General features: G+C 69.2%; 16 protein-coding genes and 1 pseudogene. 8 read left to right on the top strand and 9 right to left on the bottom strand.

From position 1 onward, the window contains the following. Window positions 1-4 precede the first annotated feature (4 nt). Complete coding sequence (locus tag G3I71_RS32115) at window positions 5-832, bottom strand: SCO2525 family SAM-dependent methyltransferase (RefSeq protein WP_164320121.1); 828 nt, start codon at window positions 830-832, stop codon at window positions 5-7. A gap of 274 nt (window positions 833-1,106) precedes the next feature. Between G3I71_RS32115 and G3I71_RS32110 the strand changes: the two genes are divergently transcribed. After that, window positions 1,107-1,589, top strand: coding sequence for a GNAT family N-acetyltransferase (locus G3I71_RS32110; protein WP_164320120.1), 483 nt, complete (start codon window positions 1,107-1,109; stop codon window positions 1,587-1,589). An 11-nt stretch (window positions 1,590-1,600) separates the two neighbouring features. On the opposite strand, the gene G3I71_RS32105 is transcribed toward G3I71_RS32110, so the two are convergent. Continuing rightward, window positions 1,601-2,047 (bottom strand): protein-tyrosine phosphatase family protein, encoded by a 447-nt coding sequence (locus G3I71_RS32105; protein WP_164320234.1) that lies wholly within the window; start codon window positions 2,045-2,047, stop codon window positions 1,601-1,603. A 115-nt stretch (window positions 2,048-2,162) separates the two neighbouring features. Between G3I71_RS32105 and G3I71_RS32100 the strand changes: the two are divergent. After that, a pseudogene (locus G3I71_RS32100) lies at window positions 2,163-2,645 on the top strand (SigE family RNA polymerase sigma factor); the annotation flags it as partial. A 1,149-nt stretch (window positions 2,646-3,794) separates the two neighbouring features. Here G3I71_RS32100 and G3I71_RS32095 read toward each other — a convergent pair. Continuing rightward, on the bottom strand, window positions 3,795-4,526 hold the full coding sequence (locus tag G3I71_RS32095) for a FadR/GntR family transcriptional regulator (protein ID WP_203731934.1): 732 nt from the start codon (window positions 4,524-4,526) through the stop codon (window positions 3,795-3,797). A gap of 290 nt (window positions 4,527-4,816) precedes the next feature. Here G3I71_RS32095 and G3I71_RS32090 point away from each other — a divergent pair, with 290 nt between their 5' ends. From G3I71_RS32090 to G3I71_RS32070, 5 genes are read left to right on the top strand one after another with little or no spacing between them, the layout of a single operon-like run. Continuing rightward, window positions 4,817-6,454 (top strand): ABC transporter substrate-binding protein, encoded by a 1,638-nt coding sequence (locus G3I71_RS32090; protein WP_164320230.1) that lies wholly within the window; start codon window positions 4,817-4,819, stop codon window positions 6,452-6,454. A gap of 53 nt (window positions 6,455-6,507) precedes the next feature. After that, entirely contained in the window at window positions 6,508-7,467 is a 960-nt protein-coding gene (locus G3I71_RS32085) for an ABC transporter permease (protein ID WP_164320118.1), read from the top strand. After that, window positions 7,467-9,458, top strand: coding sequence for a dipeptide/oligopeptide/nickel ABC transporter permease/ATP-binding protein (locus G3I71_RS32080; RefSeq protein ID WP_203731932.1), 1,992 nt, complete (start codon window positions 7,467-7,469; stop codon window positions 9,456-9,458). Before G3I71_RS32085 ends, G3I71_RS32080 begins: the two co-directional genes overlap by 1 nt. 32 nt (window positions 9,459-9,490) lie before the next feature. Next, complete coding sequence (locus G3I71_RS32075) at window positions 9,491-10,594, top strand: ABC transporter ATP-binding protein (protein ID WP_164320116.1); 1,104 nt, start codon at window positions 9,491-9,493, stop codon at window positions 10,592-10,594. Then, window positions 10,594-11,529, top strand: coding sequence for a dihydrodipicolinate synthase family protein (locus G3I71_RS32070; protein ID WP_164320114.1), 936 nt, complete (start codon window positions 10,594-10,596; stop codon window positions 11,527-11,529). Before G3I71_RS32075 ends, G3I71_RS32070 begins: the two co-directional genes overlap by 1 nt. A 78-nt stretch (window positions 11,530-11,607) precedes the next feature. On the opposite strand, the gene G3I71_RS32065 is transcribed toward G3I71_RS32070, so the two are convergent. The 6 genes from G3I71_RS32065 to leuA form a co-directional block, all read right to left on the bottom strand. Further along, complete coding sequence (locus G3I71_RS32065) at window positions 11,608-12,831, bottom strand: exo-alpha-sialidase (RefSeq protein ID WP_164320112.1); 1,224 nt, start codon at window positions 12,829-12,831, stop codon at window positions 11,608-11,610. Between the two features lie 207 nt (window positions 12,832-13,038). Then, window positions 13,039-13,707, bottom strand: coding sequence for a response regulator transcription factor (locus G3I71_RS32060; RefSeq protein ID WP_164320110.1), 669 nt, complete (start codon window positions 13,705-13,707; stop codon window positions 13,039-13,041). Then, the gene (locus G3I71_RS32055; protein WP_239149475.1) at window positions 13,704-14,945 is read right to left on the bottom strand and encodes a sensor histidine kinase; all 1,242 of its coding nucleotides are present in this window, start codon (window positions 14,943-14,945) and stop codon (window positions 13,704-13,706) included. The genes G3I71_RS32060 and G3I71_RS32055 overlap by 4 nt, the downstream gene beginning before the upstream one ends. A gap of 119 nt (window positions 14,946-15,064) precedes the next feature. Then, a complete protein-coding gene (locus tag G3I71_RS32050; protein WP_203731930.1) occupies window positions 15,065-17,152 on the bottom strand; it encodes an MMPL family transporter in 2,088 nt (695 codons plus the stop codon). Between the two features lie 209 nt (window positions 17,153-17,361). Then, window positions 17,362-18,075, bottom strand: coding sequence for a TerB family tellurite resistance protein (locus tag G3I71_RS32045; RefSeq protein WP_164320106.1), 714 nt, complete (start codon window positions 18,073-18,075; stop codon window positions 17,362-17,364). 221 nt (window positions 18,076-18,296) lie between these two features. Continuing rightward, window positions 18,297-20,027: a 2-isopropylmalate synthase gene (gene leuA / locus G3I71_RS32040; protein WP_164320104.1), complete on the bottom strand. Its 1,731-nt coding sequence runs from the start codon at window positions 20,025-20,027 to the stop codon at window positions 18,297-18,299. A gap of 370 nt (window positions 20,028-20,397) precedes the next feature. Here leuA and G3I71_RS32035 point away from each other — a divergent pair, with 370 nt between their 5' ends. After that, the gene (locus tag G3I71_RS32035) at window positions 20,398-21,480 is read left to right on the top strand and encodes a M4 family metallopeptidase (RefSeq protein WP_164320102.1); all 1,083 of its coding nucleotides are present in this window, start codon (window positions 20,398-20,400) and stop codon (window positions 21,478-21,480) included. The last annotated feature ends 12 nt before the right edge of the window (window positions 21,481-21,492 follow it).

Raw genomic sequence — 21,492 nt, 5'->3', positions numbered from 1 at the left:
CGATTCAGAGGCGATTCTGGAATGCCCGATCGAGAAACCCGGAAATACCGCCAGAATTACCCGCGGTGATGACATCCGAGTCCCGGTGACCGAGTGCCAGGATGATTCCCGTGTGACCAGTACGCACCTCACCCAGACTGCAGAAGTCAACTTTCCCGGCGAACGGTTCCAAACTCTCCGCCACCTCCGCCTCATTGACGTCGCATGCCGGATAGAATTGATCGCCCACCGAATACCCCTTCGAGCCCTCCATGAACGCGGCGGCGAAAGGGGCACCCGGGGCGAGAGCGCGCATAAAACACTCGACAGCGTGCCGGAACTCGTCGTGGGAGCTCGACAGTGACTCGGCGACGAAGAACATGGTGCCGATCTGCCATCGCCCCCGACTTGGGCGGCGGCCCAGCAGATTGGGGCGCGCGAGGTCGAACAGATCACCTTTCCGGACCCGGACCACGTCGTGGAACCGCTCCCTCCGCCCGGAGTCGACCTCCTCGTAGGCCCGGTCGTCCTCGCGCAGCAGCTTCCAGAACGCGTCCCACTCCGGATCGAAGGCGCCCTGCTGGCCCTTCAGGTACGCCACGTTCTGCGGCGACCGCTCAAGCAGAGTGATCCGGCGACACCAGGGAAGCATGGACAGCGCCGGATAGAGGTTCGCTCCCGCACCCACGTCAATACCCAGAACCGGACGATGAGAATTCTCGCGAAAGTGATCACTGAAGTGCCGCCCAACCCGCTGGACGATCTCCTCGTCCGCGTCAAGCGGAACGCGGTAATTGTGATCGAAGTACACGCGAGGGTCGAAGGCATCCCACGGGGCGTCGGCGTTGAGCATATGGGTGCCCTCTGGAGATCTCAAGTCCATCGGTCCACGGTACACCTCGGCGACAACCCGCACCGTCTTTGCGGCGATGCGACAGAGCTGTGACACGAAGACACAGGGTCCTGCGAAAGGAATTTTGGTCCGGAACCGAACTTGATCGGCCCGACGCTGCCAGGGAATGCTGGTCGAACGCCCAGCGATTCCACAGATTGAGAGGAAGCAAGCCGTTCGGACCCTAATCACCCATATGAGGTCACAGGCCTCGACTCTTCACGAGGGGAGCGGCATGACTGCCGCATGGAAGAGCCTTCCCGAGGACCCGCCGTCACCGCTGAGAAACGTGACGGAGTCCGATCTTGACACCATCGCGCTGCTCGACCACGCGATCTTCACGAGGGACTCGTACTCGTACACCGTGCTGCGCCAGTTCTACGACCTCTACGCAAAGCACTTCCTCGTCCTCGACGACGACCGCGGCAACATCCAGGGGTACGTCCTGGTCGGCACGAACAGGGACGGCGAAAGCTGGGTGCTGGGCCTCGGCATCACGGAGGACCAGCGGGGACGCGGCCTCGGCCGACGGCTCATGTCGGACGTACTGTCCCGCCTGAGCACGGACGGCGTGCGCGAGGTGTCGCTCTCGGTCGCGCCCGGCAACGTCGCCGCGATCGATCTCTACAAGTCCCTGGACTTCACGACCGACGGCGAACTGCGCGAGAACTACTTCGGACCTGGCGGAGACCGCTACATCATGGTCCGGCACCTGTAAGCCCGGCCCCCTCAGCCCGTGAACCGCCTGACGTACCCGCGCTGCCAAGGCGTCTCCACCGCATGCCGGTCGTACCCCGCCCGCACGTAGGCCACCGCCTCCCCCGCCGGCACCCCGTCCAGTACCGCGAGGCACGCCAGCGCCGTCCCCGTACGTCCCCGCCCGCCTTCGCAGGCGACCTCCACCCGCTCGTCGGCCGCCCTTTCCCATGTCTCGACCAGGGCCGCGCGGGCGTCCACGCGGTCCTTCGGGAGCCGGAAGTCGGGCCAGTGGAGCCAGCGGAACTCCCAGGGAACTTCCGGGGGTTGGCGGCCGAGGAGATAGACGGCGTACGACGGGGACGGCGCCGTCGGGTCGAGGGGGCGGCGCAGGCCGCGTCCCCTGATCAGGCGGCCGGACGGCAGCCGCAGCACACCCGAGTCCCCCTCGCCCCAAAGCCCGTCGGCCCGATCGTCCATCCGCTCACCCATCCGCGCATCCCCCTGCCTCTCCATCCGTACATTCGAACGCGGTCCCGGAAGCAGGGCAACCGATTCCGGGGAAACGGTGGTCTGGTGGGCGAGAGGGTACTTGATGCAGGCCGAACAAGAGGCCCGGTTCCATGAGTTCGTCAGAGCGCGGTGGTCCCATCTGGTGCGCACCGCGTATCTGCTGACCGGCGACGCCCACCACGCCGAGGACCTGACGCAGACGGCGCTGGCGAAGGCGTACCGCTCCTGGCGGCGGGTCTCGCGTACCGACAGTCCGGAGGCGTACGTCCGTCGGATGCTGGTCAGTTGCAACAGTGACCGGTTCCGCAAGCGGCGTGTGCGCGAGGCGCTGACCGACGCGCCGCCCGATGTGGTGGGCCGCGACGAGGCCGTCTCATGGGCCGACGAACGCAGTGCACTCCTCGGCGCACTCGCCCAACTACCGCCCAAGCAGCGGGCGGTGGTGGTCCTGCGCTACTGGGAGGACCTGTCCGAGAGCGAGGTGGCCGACACCCTCGGCTGCTCCCAGGGCACGGTCAAGAGCCAGGCCTCCAAAGGGCTGGCGAAGTTGCGTGCGTATCCGGGCTGGCGCAGGTCATGGGCAACCCCGAGCCCAGTCAGACGTCACACGTTCGGGAAGGCATCCAGTGAACGGGGAACAGCGGCCGGAACAGCCGGAACAGTCAGAAGAAGCAGGGCAGCACGTGGGAAACGAGCACGAGAAGGGCTTCGAGGCACAGGTGCGCGGTTTAATCGCGGAGGACGCCTACACCATCCGGCCCTCGTCGGCGCCGCATCCGGCGATCCGCCAGCCGGGTGCGATCGAGCGGCGGCGCGTGGCGGCGGCCGGCGCGGTTCTGGTCGCGCTGACGGCGGCGCCCGTGGGTGGCGTACGCGCTGAGCGGGAACGGCGGCGTCAGGGCCCGGACACGGCGGCGGCGCCGGCCTCGGCCAGCGCTTCGCAAGGGAGGGCGCCGGCTCACGTGCAGTCGACGCCCGCTGGGCCAGCAGGACCGGCGACGCCGGGGCAGCTGCTCGACGGGATCACGCTGGCGCAGGCCTCGGACGGCCCGGAGAAGTGCCTCGCCTCGGCCCCTGGAGGCCAGAAGGGTAGGTCGCCCGCGGCGCGGACTGGGCAACGCTGTCGACTACCGGATCATCCTGGCCATGAACAGTGCTGCTGACTCCAACGCGCCCTGCGACCGCATCTTCGTCGACACGAGGGCGGTTTAACTCGATCGTGTGATGGTCGGCTTCCGGGCTTGCGGCACCTTAGGCCAGTCAGGCTACGGTGATCAGGCGATCTGGGACATCGGGGACGGTGCCAGCGTGCGGGGCCCCCGATCCACCGGAGTGATGGTTCGAGGCATCCCCGTCGCCTCTGGCCGTGCCCAATTGGTCAGGTCGCACAGGGAACTGGCCTCCCGGGATCGGACCACGGACAGGATCTGTGTCGGCGCCCCGGGGTCGAGTACGCCGGGGACCAGTACGCCCAAGACCGTTCGTGGCGCGCGGCTGAACAGACTCATCCCTGTTCAGTCCACAGGAACGGTACGACAACACGGGTAAGGCAACGATTCGGACTACGACCCGGGGTACGCGAAGACGCTGCCGTAGCCGAGTCACATATCCCGGGGCCGGAAATCCCGCGGGCGAAGGGGCGCCGTACAGGGTTCGGCGCCCTCCTTCGCGTCCGTGCCCATGCCTGTGTCCACGAACCTCCGGAGGGCAGAGGTCACCCCACTCCCCGTGACTCCTGGGCCACCCGTGCCTCGATCCCGCGGAAGTGCACCGCCAGCGCTCGCTGCGCGCTCTCCACGTCGTGGGCGCGCAACGCCGTCACGATGTCCCGGTGCCTGCGGGCCGTCAGCTCCGGCTCCGGGTCGTCGTGCCAGCCGCGGGCGCCCGAGACACGGCGGAACACCGTCCAGAAGGCGCCGAGCAACTGCGGCACGAGCGCGTTGCCGAGGGGGCCGTACAGGGCCTCGTGGAATTCGCGATCCAGTTCGGGAAAGCGTCGGCCCGAGCGCCCCGCCTCCTCCATCCGGGTGACGACCGACTCCAGCCGGTCCAACTGCGCGTCGGACAGCACGCCCGCGACCCGCCGGATGAGCCCGTCCTCCAGCACCTCCCTCACCTGGAGAATCTCGGCGAGCGCGGCACCGTCCCCGTCGTGCCGGGCGAGCGTACGGAACGTCAGTCCGTCAATCAGCGGCGTCAACGATGCCTGTCCGACGTACGTCCCGTAGCCGTGTCTGATCTCCACGATGTCGAGGGCCTGGAGTGCCTTGAGGGCTTCGCGGACGGAGTTGCGGCTGACCCCGAGGGTCGCCATCAGCTCGACCTCGGTGGGCAGCGGTGCGCCCGCCCGGAGTTTGCGGTCGAGGATCAGCTGCATGACCTCGCGCTGGACCTGGCCGCTCACCCGCCGCTCGGGCCGGCGTCGCTTCCCGGGCTCCTGAGACATGCGGCGCATCGTACGCTCGCCGGACATCCCACGTCCCACCTCCAGGCATATCAAAATCCAACTGCCGTGAATTCACCACACCCTTGATGCAAATATCAACTTCACCTTGGTCGAATTTCATATCGTCATTGGTCGCACCTTTGGCAGATACGCCATTCGTGTGCGATCTCTTGACCGGCCCCACCGCCCCTCTTATGGTCGCGCTGCCCCCTATGACGTAGGACGTCGTATCTCCTCACCTTTTCGGACCCCACCCCGCTGGAGGAATCGTGCGCGACGTGACCCGCTACGTGACCCACGACGTGACTCGCGACGTATCGACCGCCCCGCACCGCCGGTCGTTTCTGAAGTACACCGGCGCGCTGGGTGCCGCCGCCGCCATTTCCTCCTCCCTGTCGGCCTGTTCGTCCGGGCCGGAGTCGACGAACGACACCGGGGGCGGCACCGGGGGCGCGAACAGCACGCTCACGGCCGTGATCGGCTACGGCAACGACGGCAGCTGGGACCCCACGCAGACGGCCTCCGCCTTCTCCATGGCCGCCAACAACCACATCTACGAGGGTCTGATCGACACGGATCCGATCTCCCGCGAGCCGTACACGGCGCTCGCCACAGAGGTCCCCGCTGATCTCAGCAGCACCTCCTGGAAGTTCACGTTGCGGGCCGGGGCGACCTTCCACGACGGAAAGCCGGTCACCGCCGACGACGTGGTCTTCGTATTCGATCGAATCCTCGATCCGAACACGCAGACACTCGCCAAGGGGTTTTTCGCCAGTTGGCTGAAAGAAGTGAAAAAGATCGACGCGCAGAATGTCGAGCTGGTGCTGAAGTTCCCCTTCCCCGAAGGGGTTTCCCGGCTCACCCTGGCGAAGATCATGCCGAAGCACGTCTTCTCCCAGCCGGGCGGCTGGGACGAGGCGATCAAGGGAAAGGCGATCGGCTCGGGACCGTACCGGCAGACCGCGCACCACCCGAAGTCGAACACGACGTTCGAGGCGTTCGCCGCTTACAACGGGCAACGCAAAGCGGCGTTCAAGAAGATGAACTGGATGACGATAGTGGATGCCGCGCCCCGCGTCGCCAAGATCTCGGGGTCCAGTGCCGGCGCGCAGATCGCCGACAACATCCCGTACGCCAACATCCAGCAGCTCAAGAGCGGGGGGATGGACGTCCAGGGCGGGGCGGGGATGAACAACCTGTTCCTGATGTTCAACACCAAGCACAAGCCCTTCGACGACGTCCGGGTCCGCCAGGCGCTGCACTACGCCATCGACACGGAGAAGATGGTGGAGGTGGCCCTCAAGGGCCACGGCAAGCCGTCCTCGTCGTTCCTCAACGAGGCCAACCCCAGCTACCGGCGGGCGAAGACGGTCTACGACTACGACCCGGAGAAGGCGAAGGCGCTACTGAAGGAGGCCGGAGTCAGCGGGCTGGAGATCGAGATCCTGTCGGTGAACGTCAGCTGGATCCTCGACTGCCTGCCCACCATCAAGGCGTCCTGGGACGCGATCGGCGTCGAGACGACCCTCAACCCGCAGGAAACCACAGCGGTGTTCACGAAGATGGACCAGAAGCAGGACTACCAGGTCGTGTCCGCGGCCTCGAACCCCAACCAGTTCGGCCTCGACGCGGACCTGATCATGCACTACAACTACGGGCCGCAGAACCTCTGGATGGGCTACGCCCGTTGGGCCGACAGCGCTGTGGCCAAACAGCTCTTCAAGGACATGGACCGGGCGACCCAGGAGCCCACCATGGAGAAGAAGAAGTCGATGATCCAGGACTACATCGACGTCGTCGCCGAGGAGGCCGTGCTCTATCCGGTCGTCCACAACGAGCTGATGACGGCCTGGGACCCGAAGAAGCTCGCCGGTATAAGGGCACAGCCGTACCCGGGCATCAACCTCCTCCAGGCCAAGTGGGTCTGACCACAGCGGCTCTGACCACCGCCAAATACCGCTAGCTGTACGGGAGTTCGTACGTGGTCGCCATCGCCAGAATCCTGGCCCGCAGGATCGTCCTGCTCGTCCCGCTGATGCTCGGCATCGTGCTGTTCGTGTTCCTCGTCATGCGGTTCTCGGACGTCGACCCGGCCTCCGCGTTCTTCCAGGGCGCCAACCCGACCCCACAGCAACTGCACGACTTCCGCGAACAGAACGGCCTGCTCGATCCGTTCCTCGTCCGCTACTTCCACTTCATCGGTGACCTGCTCCACGGCGACATGGGCATCAGCGCGCTCACCCGCGCGCCGGTGCTCGACCAGGTCACCACCGCCCTGCCGCTGACCCTCCAACTCACCTTCCTGGGCCTGGCCATCGCGGTGGTCCTGTCCCTGCTGGGCGGCGTCACCGCGGCCATCTACCGGGACCGGCTCCCCGACCAAATCATCCGCGTCGTGTCGCTGACGGGGGTCGCGGCGCCGGGCTTCTGGCTGGCGCTGCTGATGATCCAGTACCTGGCCGTCGACCTGGGCTGGTTCCCGACCGGCGGCTACATCAACCCGGCCGACTCCTTCACCGGCTGGCTGAAGACGATGACGCTCCCGGCCTTCGCGCTCTCCCTCCCGGTCGCCGCGCAGCTCACGCGCATCGTCCGTACGGCGGTGGTCGAGGAGTTGGACAAGGACTACGTCCGTACGGCGATCGGCAGCGGCCTGCCCCCGAGGGTGGTGGTGGGCCGAAACGTGCTGCGCAACGCGCTCATCAACCCGCTCACGGTCCTGGGCCTGCGCGTCGGTTACCTGCTGGGCGGCGCGGTCGTCATCGAGACGATCTTCTCGCTCCCGGGGATGGGCAAGCTGATGATCGACGCCGTGAAGAACGGCGACCCGGCTGTCGTCCAGGGAGTGGTCCTGACGACGGCGACCGGCTTCGTGGTCGTGAACCTGGTCATCGACATCCTCTATCTCCTGGTCAACCCACGCTTGAGGGACGCGGCCTGATGTTCATGATGTTCGAACGGGGGCGCCTGGCCGCCCTCCTCTCCCGCCCGGGCATCCGCCTGCGCGGGTGGCGCCGCCTCCCGGTCATCTCCCGGATCGCGGTCTGCTTCCTCGCGCTGGTGGTGTTCGTGGCCGTCTTCGCCCCCCTCGTCTCCCCCGACGACCCCCTGGACCAACAGACCCTGACCGGCGGCACGGGAGCCCCCTCCGCCGAGCACTGGATGGGCCAGGACAGCCTGGGCCGCGACATCATGAGCCGCCTGATCCACGGCGCCCGCTGGTCCCTCGCCATCGGCCTCGGCGCCACCGCGCTCGCCCTGACGGTGGGCGCGCTGATCGGCGCGATCGCGGCGACGTCACGCAAGGCGGTCGACGAGACGCTGATGCGCTGCCTGGACGTGGTGATGGCGTTCCCGGGCATCGCGCTGGCCGCCGTGCTCGTCGCGGTCTTCGGCGGCGGCATCACGGTCCTGATCTGCGCGATCGCGTTCCTGTTCACCCCGCCGGTGGCGCGGGTGGTGCGGGCGAACGTCCTCGACCAGTACGGCGAGGACTACGTGACGGCGGAACGGGTGATCGGCGCCCGCACACCCCACATCGTCCTTCGCCACGTCGCGATCAACTGCGCAGCCCCCGTCCTGGTGTTCTGCACGGTGCAGGTGGCCGAGGCGATCGTCTTCGAGGCGTCGCTGTCGTTCATCGGCGCGGGCGTACGGCCGCCGGACCCGTCCTGGGGAAGCGTCATCGCGGACGGCAAGAACATGGTCCTGACGGGCGGTTGGTGGGCGACGGTCTTCCCCGGCCTGCTGATGCTGATCACGGTGTTGTCGTTGAACGTCCTCTCGGAGGGCGTGTCGGACGCCTGGGCGGCACCGGCGGCCAGGGACGTGAAGGTACGGGAGCAGGAGGACCCTCTGGAGGCTCCCGAGCCGGGGACGGGCAAGGTCCTGGCCCTGCCGGGCCTGACGGAGGCGGCGCAGCGCCTGCGCGCGAGAGCCCGCCCGGTACCGACCGGACAACCGGTACTGGCGGTTGAGAACCTGACGATCGGCTTCGCCGCGCGCCACTCAGGCGTGAACATCGTCGACGGCATCAGCTTCGAGGTCCACCCGGGCGAAGTCCTGGGCCTGGTGGGCGAGTCGGGCTGCGGCAAGTCGCTGACAGCGCTGACGGTGATGGGCCTGGAACCGAAGGGCACCCGGGTCACCGGCCAGGTCCGCTTCAACCAGCGGAACCTGCTCACAGAACCGATGCGCGTACGCCGCAAGCTGCTCGGCCACGAGATGGCGATGATCTACCAGGACGCCCTGTCGTCCCTGAACCCGGCGATGACGATCCGCTCCCAGCTGAAGCAGGTCGTACGCCGGGGAGGCCACCGCACACCGGAGGAACTGCTGGGTCTGGTGGGCCTCGACCCCGACCGCACCCTCCGCAGCTACCCGCACGAACTGTCGGGCGGCCAGCGTCAGCGGGTCCTGATCGCGATGGCCCTGTCCCGGGACCCGAAGCTGATCGTCGCGGACGAACCGACCACAGCCCTGGACGTCACGGTCCAGGCCCAGATCATCGAGCTGCTGCTGCGCCTGCGCGCGGAGCTGGACTTCGCCCTGATCCTGGTCTCGCACGACCTGGCCCTGGTGGCGGACGTGACGGACCGGGTGGTCGTGATGTACGGCGGCCAGATCGTCGAAACGGGCGTGACGGCCGACCTGGTCGGCGCCCCGTCCCACCACTACACCCGAGGCCTCCTGGGCAGCGTCCTGTCCCTCGAATCAGCAGCGATCCGCATGACCCAGATCAAGGGGACGGTCCCCTCCCCCGCCGACTTCCCCAAGGGCTGCCGCTTCGCGGACCGTTGCCCGATGTCGACGGAGGTGTGCCGTACGACGGCCCCCGATCTCCTGGGCATCCAGACCCACTTGGCGGCCTGCCACCACCCGGCGATCGACCTGACGGCGCTGGCGCCCACGGGAAGCGAGAGGGCGAAGTGAGCACCAATACGGCCACGGCTACGACTACGCCTGTGTCGACTCCTCTGGTGGAACTGTCGGACACACACGTGGTCCACAAGGCCCGCAGCGGCGGCCTGTTCACCCGTGACCGCGTGTACGCCCTGACAGGCGCAGACTTCACGGTCGCGCCCGGCGAGACAGTGGGCGTGGTGGGCGAGTCGGGCTGCGGGAAGTCGACGCTGGCGAAGGTGCTGGTGGGCGTACAGCCGCCGACGTCGGGCCAAGTGTCGTTCCGTGGCGACGACTTGTGGACGATGAAGCCGGCGGAACGCAGGTCGGCCATCGGAACAGGCACCGGCATGATCTTCCAGGACCCCTCGACGGCCCTGAACCGACGCCTGACGGTCCGCCAGATCCTGCGCGACCCGCTGGACGTGCACAAGCGAGGCACGAAAAGGGAACGAGACGAACGGGTAAGGGAGTTGATGGGCCTGGTGGGCCTGCCCCGCGCCCTGGCGGACGGCCTCCCGGGCCAGCTGTCGGGCGGTCAACGCCAACGGGTGGCTATCGCGAGGGCGTTGGCCCTGAACCCGGACCTGGTGGTGGCGGACGAACCAACCAGCGCCCTGGACGTGTCGGTCCGAGCCCAGATCCTGAACCTTCTCCTGGACCTGAAGGAGCGGCTGGGTCTGGCTCTGGTCTTCGTCTCGCACGACATCCAGACGGTACGGCGGATGAGCGACCGGGTGATCACGATGTACCTGGGCCGGATCGTGGAGGAGTCCCCGGCGGACGAGGTGACGGACGGGGCGCGTCACCCGTACACCCGGGCACTGTTCTCGGCGACGCCGGGCCTGCTGGACCCGATCGACCCGATCCCGCTGGTGGGCCCGGTCCCCTCGGCGACCCACCCCCCGTCCGGCTGCCCGTTCCGCACTCGTTGCTGGAAGGCGACGGAGGTGTGCGCGGAGGTGATGCCGGAGTTCACGGCCGCGTCAATCCCGGGACACCGGTTCCGTTGCCACCACCCTGTGGAGGAGGGCCGGGCGACGCGGGACCTGGTCGCCCAGGCGGTCGCCGCCGTGCCCGACGTACCCACGAAGCCTGTGGCTGACGCCCCCGACACCACCCCCTCCGTACAGCCGCACGGCCCGAAAGACCCCAGGGAGCCCTGATGACCTTCCCCACCCCGCTGACCGGTGTCGTCCCTCCCGTCTGCACTCCGCTGACACCGGACCGCGAGGTGGACGTACGCTCGCTCGTCAGGCTGGTCGACCACCTGGTCGAGGCGGGCGTGGACGGCCTGTTCGTGCTCGGTTCGTCGTCGGAGGCGGCGTATCTGACGGATGATCAGCGCAGGCTGGTGGTGGAGACGGTGGTGGGCCACGTCGCCGGCGCGCTACCGGTCCTGGCGGGCGCGATCGACATGACGACCCCCCGGGTACTGGACCACGTACGGTCGGTCTCGGCGGCGGGCGCGGACGCGGTGGTGGTCACGGCGCCCTTCTACACCCGCACGCACCCCTCGGAGATCTCCCGCCACTTCCGCCTGGTGGCGTCGGGCAGCCCGGTCCCCGTCGTGGCGTACGACCTCCCGGCCTCCGTGCACAGCAAGCTGCCTCCGGGTCTGGTTCTGGAGCTGGCGGCGGATGGCGTCCTGGCCGGCCTGAAGGATTCGAGCGGCGACCTGGCGTCGTTCAGGGCGGTGGTGACGGGGGCGCGGGAACACCCCGGAATCGGCGGGTTCAGCGTCCTCACGGGGAGCGAGCTGCTGGTGGACTCGGCGCTGGCGATGGGGGCGGACGGGGCGGTGCCGGGGCTCGCGAATGTCGACCCGGACGGTTACGTACGCCTGGACCGCTTCTGCCGGGCAGGCGACTGGGACCGGGCGCGGGCAGAGCAGGAACGGTTGTGCGTGCTGTTCGGGATGGTGGGGGCGGGGGATCCCGTACGGATGGGGGGCAGCTCGGCGGGGCTGGGGGCGTTCAAGGCGGCGCTTTATCTGCGGGGGGTCATCGACTGCCCGGTTACCGCCGATCCGCAGATCCCGCTGTCGGAGGACGAGGTGGAGAGGGTGGGGAAGTTCTTGGCGGGGGCGGGGTTGTTGTAAGGGCGCGCTGAGGGAGGGGCTGCGGTTTCGCGGTCCCTCCCTCTCCTTTCTTCTGGACCCGGTTCAGATCAGGGCCCCTCAGCCCACCCCACCCACCACCACCCGCCGGAACTCGATCGACTCGTAGGTCCCCTCGGTCCCCGTCTCGTAGAGCACCCCCACCAACCGTCGGTCCACGCGCACCAGATCCGAGTAGGCCGCCCTCCGGTCCGACAGCGTCAGCGCCTTCTCGAACGTCTCTCCCCCGTCCTCGCTCCGCCAGATGGCCATCGACCGTCGCTCCGTAGGTTCCGAGGGGCCTGCGAACAGCAACGCGTTCGAGCCGCCCCACAGTTGGAGGACGCTGCCCTGCACGATCGGGACGTCGTTCAGCGTCGGCTGGACGCTGTACGGGCGGTCCAGGGACTCCCCGCCGTCACTTGAGTAGGAGTCCAACCGGTTGCCCGGCATCAGGCCGTTCTGGTCCCTGGACGAGAAGTACAGCCTGCCGTCCGGGAGTTGGGCGGCGCTCGTTTCGTTGGCGTTCTCGATGCCGTCGTACGAGTCGTCCACGAAGCCCAGGTGCCAGGTGCGGCCGACGTTGTCGCTGTAGATCGCGTGGCCGCCGTAGTACTTGGACTCCTGGCCGGTGTCCGGTGAGCCCGTGGGAGGGGCGGCCGAGTGGTTGGACGGGATCACGATCCTGCCCGTGTGCGGCCCCCTCGACAGGTACACCGCGTGGCCCGGACCCGTCGCGTACCAGCGCCAGTTCGGGAGTTTCACCTGGGCCGTGATGTCGCGCGGGGGCGTGAAGCGGCGGCCGTCGTTCGTGCCGGAGCTGGTCTGGACGAAGACTCGGCGACTCTGCTGAGGCGTCACCTCGCCGCGCATGATCTGGGCCTCCGTCACCGCGCCGTCGTTGTACGACGTCACCAGGACGATGCGGCCCGTCTCCTCGTCCACCACCGGCGCCGGGTTGCCCCGCGTGTCACCGCGCCCGGCCGCGACCACCGACAGCGGGCCCCAGGTGCAGCCGCCGTCCGTGGAGCGACGCAGGACCACGTCGATGTTGCCGCTGTCGCCCGCGCCGCCGTGTCTGCCCTCGGCGAAGGCCAGGAGGGTGCCCTTGCGGGTCGTGACAGCGGCGGGGATGCGGTAGGTGTCGTAACCGCCCTTGCCCGCGATGTACGGCACGGACGAGGTGCAGTACGAGCGGGTGGCCGCCTGGGCCTTCGTCGCGGTGAGGTCGGTGCCGATGCCGGTGCCGGTGATCAGGGCCGCGCCGGTGGTGGCGGCGAGCAGGATGCGACTCAGGGGCGTCATCGCTCTCCCTTGCGGAGTGAGGGGGTCGGGACGCGGGAGTACCGGAGTGCCGGTACAACGGCGACAGGGTCCAACGGGGTCTGACAGGAAGTGACTGGATGCGACATTAACCCTGCTGACGAACCGTCACCACACGGGGGCGCGTACGGAACATACGTACCCGCACGCCCACCCCGCCCCTTTGCGCCACTCGCCCTCGGACCCGCTTCACCCCGCCCCCGGCGTCACCAACCCCGACTCGTACGCCACGATCACCAGTTGCGCCCGGTCCCGCGCGCCCAGCTTGCCCATGATCCGGCTGACGTGGGTCTTCGCGGTCAGCGGGCTCAGGCCCAGCGTCTCCGCGATCTCCGTGTTGTTGAGGCCCCGCGCGACCAGCCTCAGCACCCCGCGTTCCCGTTCCGACAGGCATTCGGGGCCGCCCGTCGTCGTCGGCGCCTCGGCGTTGCGCAGCAGGCGGGCTATCAGGCGGGCCGTGGGGCCCGGTGAGAGCAGTGCCTCGCCTGCCGCCACCGTGCGGATCGCGTCCAGGAGTTCCGCGGGCCTCGTGTCCTTGACCAGGAAGCCCGACGCGCCCGCGCGCAGCGCCTCCACCACGTGCTCGTCCGTGTCGTACGTCGTCAGGACCAGCACCTTCACGCCCGCCAGGTCCTCGTCGGCGGCGATCAAGCGGGTCGCCTCGATGCCGTCGAGGTCGGGCATCCGCAGGTCCATGACGACCAGGTCGGCGCGGGCGCTGCGGGCCAGTTCGACGGCCTGCCGACCCGTGCCCGCCTGCCCCACGACCTCCATACCCGGCGCCGACTCGACGAGCATCGCGAAAGCCGCCCGTACGAGCGTCTGGTCGTCGGCGAGCAGTACGCGAATGTCGGTCATCCGGCCACCTCCCGCTCACTCTCCCTCGCCCGGTTCACCGGCAGTGGAAGTACCGCGCTCACCGTGAACCCCCTGTCCTCCCCCGGCCCGGCGTCCAGTGTGCCGCCCACGCTGCGCGCCCGTTCCCTCATCCCCACCAGCCCGAACCCGGTGATCCCGTCGGCGCAGGACGCGTCCTCCCCCACCCCGTCGTCCGTCACCTCGACGCGCAACGCGCCCTCACCCCCGTACAGCAGCACTCGTACCGTCAGATCCTCCCGTCCCCCGTGTCGTACGGCGTTCGTGAGCGCCTCCTGGACGATCCGGTAGGCCGCCGCGCCCACCGCCGGGGGCACCTCGTGCGCCCGTACCTCCAGCTCGACCTCGGCGCCCGCCGCCCGCGCGGTCTCCGCGAGGTCGGGCAGGCCGGCTATGCCGGGGAGCGGGCCCCGTCCCTCGGCGCCGCCCTGGCCCTCGCGCAGCACCTCCAGCGTCGTACGCAGCTCACCGCGTGCCGTTCGGCAGGTCTCGGCGATGTCGTCCAGGGCCTTGGCCACCGCCGTCCGGTCCAGACGGTCCGGATCGGCGGCCAGGACGTGTGCGGCCACGGCGGTCTGGACGCCGACCAGAGTGATGGTGTGGGCCAGCAGGTCGTGCAGGTCGCGGGCGACGCGCAGGCGTTCCTCGGCGACGCGGCGGCGGGCCTCCTCCTCGCGGGTGCGTTCGGCCCGTTCGGCACGCTCGACGATGGCCGACACGTACTGGCGGTAGAAGCGGACGTCGATGCCGCAGAAGAGCACCGCGACGACCCAACCGGAGATCCGCACCAGCTCGACGGCCTGGTGCATGCTCACGGCGAGCATCACGCTCAGGGTGATGCCGAGGACCACGACTCCGGTCACGATCGTGCGCAGCGGGCGGCCGGTGACGGCGACCGTGTACAGCGCGATGTACGAAGCCGGGGTCGGCGCGGTGTGGTTGTAGTCGAGCGCGTGGTACGGCACGACGCACGCCAGCACCCCCACGAGCACCAGCGTCGGACGGCGCCGCCGCCACACGATCGGCACGTACGCGCCGAGCAGCAACGCCCAGCCGAGCGCGTTCGGACGGCCGCCCTGGTCGAGGGTGTCCGGTCGGCTGCTTCCCCCGTCGGTGAGCAGAGCGAGGGCCGTGGCGATCAGCGCGCCGGTCAGCGCCAGCAGCACGTCGTTGCGCATCGCGTGCGGGGCGCTGCGCGGGTCGCGGATGATCGCGGCCATGATCCGCTCGCCCACCCCGACGGGGGCCGCTCTTCCGGTAGTTGGCTGCACAGGGTCATCCTGCGTCAGCGGGCGCCCCGCCGTCAGGGAGGGGCGCCCGCCCGCTCGTACGACGGAGGTCATACGGGTTCCGGCTGCCGTTCCCGTCGTACGGCGTCCGGGTCGGGCCTGCGGGACAGCGCGCCCGGCCACCACACACGCCGGCCCAGTGCCACGCTCGCGCTCGTCACCAGGTACGTCCGGACGAGGAACGTGTCCAGGAGCACCCCGACGGCGATCACGAAGCCCAGTTCGACGAGTTGCACGAGGCCCATGTTCGTCAGCACCGCGAAGGTCGCGGCGAGGACGAGACCGGCGGAGGCGATGACCCCGCCCGTCGTTCGCAGCGCCGTGAGAGCCGCCGCCACCGGTTCCGCGCCGCGCAGCGCCTCCTCGCGCATCCGGTGCATGAGGAAGATGCCGTAGTCGACGCCCAGCGCGACCAGGAACACGAAGGACAGCAGCCCGAGTCCGGGGTCCGTGCCCTCGAAGCCGAGCAGCGGGCCGAACACCAGTCCGCCGATGCCGAGCGCGGCACCCCACACCGCGACCACGGCGACCACCAGCATCAGCGGCGCGACGAGCGAGCGCAGCAGCGCGACGAGGATCAGCAGCACGGACAGCAGCACGATCGGTACGACCACCCACACGTCCCGCGCGTTGGTGTCGACGAGGTCGATCTGCTGGGCGCTCGGTCCACCGACGTAGGAGCCCTTCAGCTCCGCCCTCAGCCGCTCGATGGTCGCGGTCTCGGCGGCCGACTGGGGCGCGTCCTCGGCGAAGACGGTGATCTCGGTCCAGCCGTCTCCCGTACGTCCCTTCTGCGCGTCGCCGATCCCGTCGGCGCCCCGGATCGTCGCGAGTGTCGCCTCCGCCTGTCCGGCCGGGGTGATGACGCCGATGGGCTGGGTACCCCGGTCGGGGTAGGCCTCGGCGAGGGTCCGCATCGCGGCTACGGCTTCCGGCCTGTCGACGAAGGCGTCCTGCTGCTTGACCGGTCCGGCCAGGTTCAGCACGCCCAGGGCGAGCGCGCCGAGCAGGACGGCACCGCCGGCGAGGACCACCAGGGGCCGGCGTCCGGCGGAGCTGCCCATCGCGGCGAACAGAGACAACCGGCGCGCCTTGGGCGTGCTGCCGTACGCGGGGACGAGCGGCCAGAACACCCGGCGGCCGAGGAGGACGAGGATCGCGGGGAGGACGGTCAGCATGGCGACGAGCGCGCACAGCACACCCACCGCGCCCAACGGGCCCATGCTGCGGCTGGAGTTGAGGTCTGCGGCGAGCAGGCACAGCACCCCGGCGGCGACCGTGCCGGAGGAGGCGAGGACAGCGGGGCCGCAGCCGCGCAGGGCGGCGGCCATGGCGTCGTACGGCCGCTCGACGAGCCGCAGTTCCTCCCGGTAGCGGGAGACGAGGAGGAGGGCGTAGTCCGTGCCCGCGCCGAAGACGAGGATCGTCATGATGCCCGAGCTCTGGCCCGAAACCGTGGTGCCGAAGGCCTGGTTGAGGCCGTAGGCGACGCCCATCGCCAGGAAGTCGGCGACGCCCGCCACGACGAGCGGGACCAGCCACAGCACCGGACTGCGGTAGATGAGGATCAGCAGGACGGCGACCACGGCGACGGTGGTGTAGAGCAGCGGTCCGCCGAGCGAGCTGTAGACCTCTGCGGCGTCGGTGGCCAGCGCCCCCGGACCGCCGACCTCGACGGCCAACCCGCCCTCGCTGTGGGCGACTTCGCGCATGTCGTCGACGAGGGCGTCCCGCTTCTTCTCGTCGGTGCCGGGCTCGTTGCTGCTCACCGGGTACATGAGGGTGGCGCCGTCGGCGGACGGTACGCCCTGCGGGGTGGCCGTCAGGACGTGCTCGCCGGCGATCCGGTCGACCTGTTCGGTGGCCGTCGCCCTGTCGGCGGCGGTGAGGCCGCCGTCGCGGTGGTAGACGAGAACCAGCTGGGTGGTCTCGCCGCCGGGCAACTGGTCCTGGATACGCGCGACTTGGGTCGAGTCGGCGTTCGCGGGCAAATAGTCGGTGATCCGGTTGTGCTGCACCTCGGAGAGCTTCGCCGCGAACGGCCCCACGATCGCGAGCACCCCGACCCACAGCCCGAGCACGAGCAAGGCCACGGCCCGCCCGCGCCGTGCGCCCGGCGCTGTCTTCTCTGCTTCCATGGACCCCCTGGTACCCATGGCCCCCATGTCGAGTCCCTCCCCTCGTCCGCACATCTGGATGACGCTCACCAGAATTCCGTCACGCGGGGGTGGATTCGTCACGCGGGAGGGCGAGTTCGGGAGTACTACCGGGGGTGACCCGGGGGCCGCACTACTCCCCCGGGAGTAGTGGCGGGCCGATGACGGGCCAACGACAGGCCGCCGAGGACCTAGGAGTGCGTACGCGCCGCCGCCAGCAGCCGTGTCACGTCGTCCCCGCAGATCGTCAGCGCCGCGCCGACCGTCGCGAGGACGTCGCGTTCCGCCGGGGTGTACGGGCCGTCGGCCAGGGCGATACGGGCGCCCTGGAGGAGAATCGATTCGCGGCCGGGGGCGGCCAGGTGGGGGGCCAGGGGGTCCAGTGCCTCGTGGAGCTCTATGGCGAGGCCGGGGCCGCACGGGGGGCCGAAGAGGCGGCCCGTGTCGGCGGCCAGGGCGTCCACCAGGGCCGCGAGCTGGTCCTCCGTACAGTCGTCGAAGCCCGCCGCGCGGACGCCGGTCACCGCCGTCTCCAGGGTGGGCCGGGCCTGGGTGCCGCCGGCGGCGAGGACCGCGAGGGCGACCGTGTGGACCGCGTCGCGGAGCATCGCGGAGAAGCGGGTCGTGGTGGGGTGGTCGAGGACGTCCGTGCCGAAGTGGCTCTGGCAGGCCGCGCATTCGACGACCGGGCCGGTCTCACCGCGCGGCAGGATCGGTACGCCGAGAAAGGTGAAGCGGCGACGGCCCGTCAGGCGCTGGTAGTTGCGGTCTCCACCGCAACCGGGGCAGAAGAACTCGCCGTCACCGACACCGGCCCAGACCGTACGGGAGCCCAGGACTCGTGCCGTCCGGCCTCCGCGCACGGCTCGGCCGCCCCGGCCGTCTCGTCGCTGTCCTGGGAGCACGTCGCACCTCCGGTAACTACCCCCAACTGCCTGCAGGGCGCGGGAGGTACCCCCACCGGCAACACCGCCGCGCTGGCGTGATGTTAGCCACATTGTTGATGTGTAGTCAGTACCCAGGACCAGACCTGCCCATGACCGACCCTTGGTTTGGCCGGTAAACGACGGCCGCCCCGCCCGCCACGGAGGGCGGACGGGGCGTGAAACCAACCGGTCGGGTGAAGTCAGCGACCTGCGCGGTTGACGGCGGAGACGACCGCCTTCAGCGAGGCGCGGGTCGTGTTGGCGTCGATGCCGATGCCCCACAGGACCTTGTCGCCGATGGCGACCTCGATGTAGGAGGCGGCCTGCGCGGAGGCGCCCTCGCTCATCGTGTGCTCGGTGTAGTCCAGGAGACGGGCGTCGATGTCCAGACCCTGCAGGGCCTGGAAGAACGCCGAGATCGGGCCATTGCCGGTGCCCACCAGAGTGCGCTCGACGCCGTCGACCTCCGCCTCGACGGTGAGGGTGTCCACGCCGTCCTTGTCGGTGGTCGACTGACCGGCGCTGACCTGGATCCGGCCCCAGGGGTTCTCGGGGTTCGGCAGGTACTCGTCCCGGAAGATCGTCCAGATGTCCTTCGGCGTGACCTCGCCGCCCTCGGCGTCCGTCTTCGCCTGGATCAGCTTCGAGAACTCGATCTGCATCCGGCGCGGCAGGTCCAGCTTGTGGTCGTTCTTCAGGACGTACGCGATACCGCCCTTGCCCGACTGGGAGTTGACCCGGATGACGGCCTCGTAGGACCGGCCGACGTCCTTCGGGTCGATCGGCAGGTACGGGACCGCCCACTCGATGTCGTCGACGGTGACGCCCTTCGCGGCGGCGTCGGCCTCCATGGCGTCGAAGCCCTTCTTGATGGCGTCCTGGTGGGAGCCGGAGAAGGACGTGTAGACCAGGTCGCCCACGTACGGGTGGCGTGGGTGGACCTCCATCTGGTTGCAGTACTCCCACGTACGACGGATCTCGTCGATGTCGGAGAAGTCGATCTGCGGGTCGACGCCCTGCGAGAACAGGTTCATGCCCAGGGTGACCAGGTCGACGTTGCCGGTGCGCTCGCCCTGGCCGAACAGACAGCCCTCGACACGGTCGGCGCCGGCCATCAGCGCCAGTTCGGCGGCGGCGACGGCCGTACCCCGGTCGTTGTGCGGGTGGATCGACAGGACGACGTGCTCGCGGCGGGTCAGGTTGCGGCCCATCCACTCGAAGCGGTCCGCGTGTGTCGACGGGGTCGAACGCTCCACCGTGGCAGGCAGGTTGAGGATGATCTCGCGGCCCGGACCGGGCTGCCAGACGTCCATGACCGCCTCGCAGACCTCCAGCGCGAAGTCCAGCTCGGTGTCCGTGAAGATCTCCGGGCTGTACTGGTAGCCGAACTCCGTCTCGGGGCCCAGCAGTTTCCCGGCGTAATCCACGACCAGCCGCGTGCCGTCGACGGCGATCTGCTTGATCTGCTCCTTGGAGCCGCGGAAGACCACCCGGCGGAAGACGGGGGCGGTGGCGTTGTACAGGTGGACGTTCGCGCGCCTGGCGCCCTTCAGCGACTCGACGGTCCGCTCGATCAGGTCCTCGCGGGCCTGGGTCAGTACGGAGATGGTGACGTCGTCCGGGATCGCGCCCGGCTCCTCGACGATCGACCGTACGAAGTCGAAGTCCGTCTGCCCGGAGGCCGGGAAGCCGACCTCGATCTCCTTGTAGCCCATCTTCACCAGCAGGTCGAACATCGCACGCTTGCGGGCGGGGGACATCGGGTCGATCAGGGACTGGTTGCCGTCGCGCAGGTCGGTGGAGAGCCAGCGGGGGGCGACGGTGATCCGGTTTCCGGGCCAGGTGCGGTCGGGGATGTCGACCTGCTCGTACCGGCCGTACTTGTGGATCGGCATGGAACTGGGCTGCTGGCGATTGGCGCTGTGGGCCATGATGCGTGGGCTCCTCGTGGTGTCCTGAAGGACGGCCGACGGCGCAACGCCAGACTCCGCGGGGAGGGGGTCGGCCTCTACTTACAGGCCCTCGCCGCGGCAGCTAAGGAGGAGCAGCCCGATACGCATGATGCTCCGCACTGTAGCCGAGCCGCGCCGGACGCGCGGGCCTGTATCACTATGCGGGACCCTCAGTATGCGGGAGCGCGAGAACAAAAGGTGCAAAAAGTGCGCCACTCCACCAGGCGTCACTCGATGCCGCCCGCCTCATACCACTGCGTCACCGAATGATGGGCTCCTTGTCCGGGTATTTCACCAATCATGGTTGCGGGTGGTGACAGCCGCATGACTCGGTGCAAGGGTGCCGGGCATGACGACAAACGGGGGCTCTGAGCCCGTCTTCTGCACGATCGTGCCACCGCACCTCCTCAACAAACTCGCCCGCCACGAGGACCCGGCCGTCTCCGGCCCCGCACTGCGCACCCTGCTGCTCGACGCCCAGAAGCGAACCGAGCGCCGCCTCATCACCGAGTTCGGCCTGGCCGTCGCCCCGGCCGTGAAAGCACCCTCCGACCAGCCGCTGCGCACCATCTACGATGCCGAGCACCGCACCGAGCTGCCCGGCACAGAGGTGCGTGCCGAGGGCTCCGAACCCGGCCAGGACGCCACCGTCAACCGCGCCTACGCCGGCCTCGGCGCCACCTTCGAGCTCTACCTCAACGCCTACCAGCGCCACTCGATCGACGGCGACGGCCTGCCCCTCGACGCGACCGTCCACTACGACGAGGGCTACAACAACGCCTTCTGGGACGGCAACCAGATGGTGTTCGGCGACGGCGACGGCGAGATCTTCGTCGACTTCACCAGCTCCATCGACGTCATCGGCCACGAGCTCACCCACGGCGTCACCCAGCACACCGCGAACCTCACGTACTACGGCCAGCCCGGCGCCCTCAACGAGTCGATGTCGGACGTCTTCGGGTCGCTCATCAAGCAGTACTCGCTCGGCCAGACCGCCGCCGAGGCCGACTGGCTCATCGGCGCGGGCCTGCTCGCCCCGAGCGTCACCGGCACGGCCCTGCGCTCCATGAAGGAACCGGGCAGCGCGTACGACGACGACGTGCTCGGCAAGGACCCGCAGCCCGCGACCATGGACGGCTATGTCCGCACCGGCCGCGACAACGGCGGCGTCCACATCAACAGCGGCATCCCCAACCACGCCTTCTACCTCGTCGCCACCGCGCTCGGCGGCAACGCGTGGGAGCGGGCCGGGCAGATCTGGTACGACGTGCTGACCGGCGGTGAGCTGAAGAAGGAGGCGTTCTTCGACGACTTCGCCCAACTGACCGTCGCCACCGCGAACGAGCGCTACGGCGACGGCGAGGAACTCCAGTCCGTACTGAAGGCGTGGGAGCGGGTCGGAGTACCCATCACGCCCCGGGCCCGCCTGTAGCCCCTACGGCCC

The sequence above is a fragment of the Streptomyces sp. SID12501 genome (assembly GCF_010550245.1).
In the GTDB taxonomy this organism is placed as follows: Bacteria; Actinomycetota; Actinomycetes; order Streptomycetales; family Streptomycetaceae; genus Streptomyces.
This window is presented reverse-complemented; position numbering and strand designations above follow the sequence as displayed.

Coding starts and splice junctions, on each gene's coding strand:
- G3I71_RS32060 (WP_164320110.1), bottom strand. CDS start 13,707: ATGACCGACATTCGCGTACTGCTCGCCGACGACCAGACGCTCGTACGG.
- G3I71_RS32080 (WP_203731932.1), top strand. CDS start 7,467: ATGTTCATGATGTTCGAACGGGGGCGCCTGGCCGCCCTCCTCTCCCGC.
- G3I71_RS32110 (WP_164320120.1), top strand. CDS start 1,107: ATGACTGCCGCATGGAAGAGCCTTCCCGAGGACCCGCCGTCACCGCTG.
- G3I71_RS32115 (WP_164320121.1), bottom strand. CDS start 832: ATGCTCAACGCCGACGCCCCGTGGGATGCCTTCGACCCTCGCGTGTAC.
- G3I71_RS32105 (WP_164320234.1), bottom strand. CDS start 2,047: ATGGACGATCGGGCCGACGGGCTTTGGGGCGAGGGGGACTCGGGTGTG.
- G3I71_RS32050 (WP_203731930.1), bottom strand. CDS start 17,152: ATGGAAGCAGAGAAGACAGCGCCGGGCGCACGGCGCGGGCGGGCCGTG.
- G3I71_RS32065 (WP_164320112.1), bottom strand. CDS start 12,831: ATGACGCCCCTGAGTCGCATCCTGCTCGCCGCCACCACCGGCGCGGCC.
- G3I71_RS32070 (WP_164320114.1), top strand. CDS start 10,594: ATGACCTTCCCCACCCCGCTGACCGGTGTCGTCCCTCCCGTCTGCACT.
- leuA (WP_164320104.1), bottom strand. CDS start 20,027: ATGGCCCACAGCGCCAATCGCCAGCAGCCCAGTTCCATGCCGATCCAC.
- G3I71_RS32035 (WP_164320102.1), top strand. CDS start 20,398: ATGACGACAAACGGGGGCTCTGAGCCCGTCTTCTGCACGATCGTGCCA.
- G3I71_RS32055 (WP_239149475.1), bottom strand. CDS start 14,945: ATGGCCGCGATCATCCGCGACCCGCGCAGCGCCCCGCACGCGATGCGC.
- G3I71_RS32095 (WP_203731934.1), bottom strand. CDS start 4,526: ATGTCTCAGGAGCCCGGGAAGCGACGCCGGCCCGAGCGGCGGGTGAGC.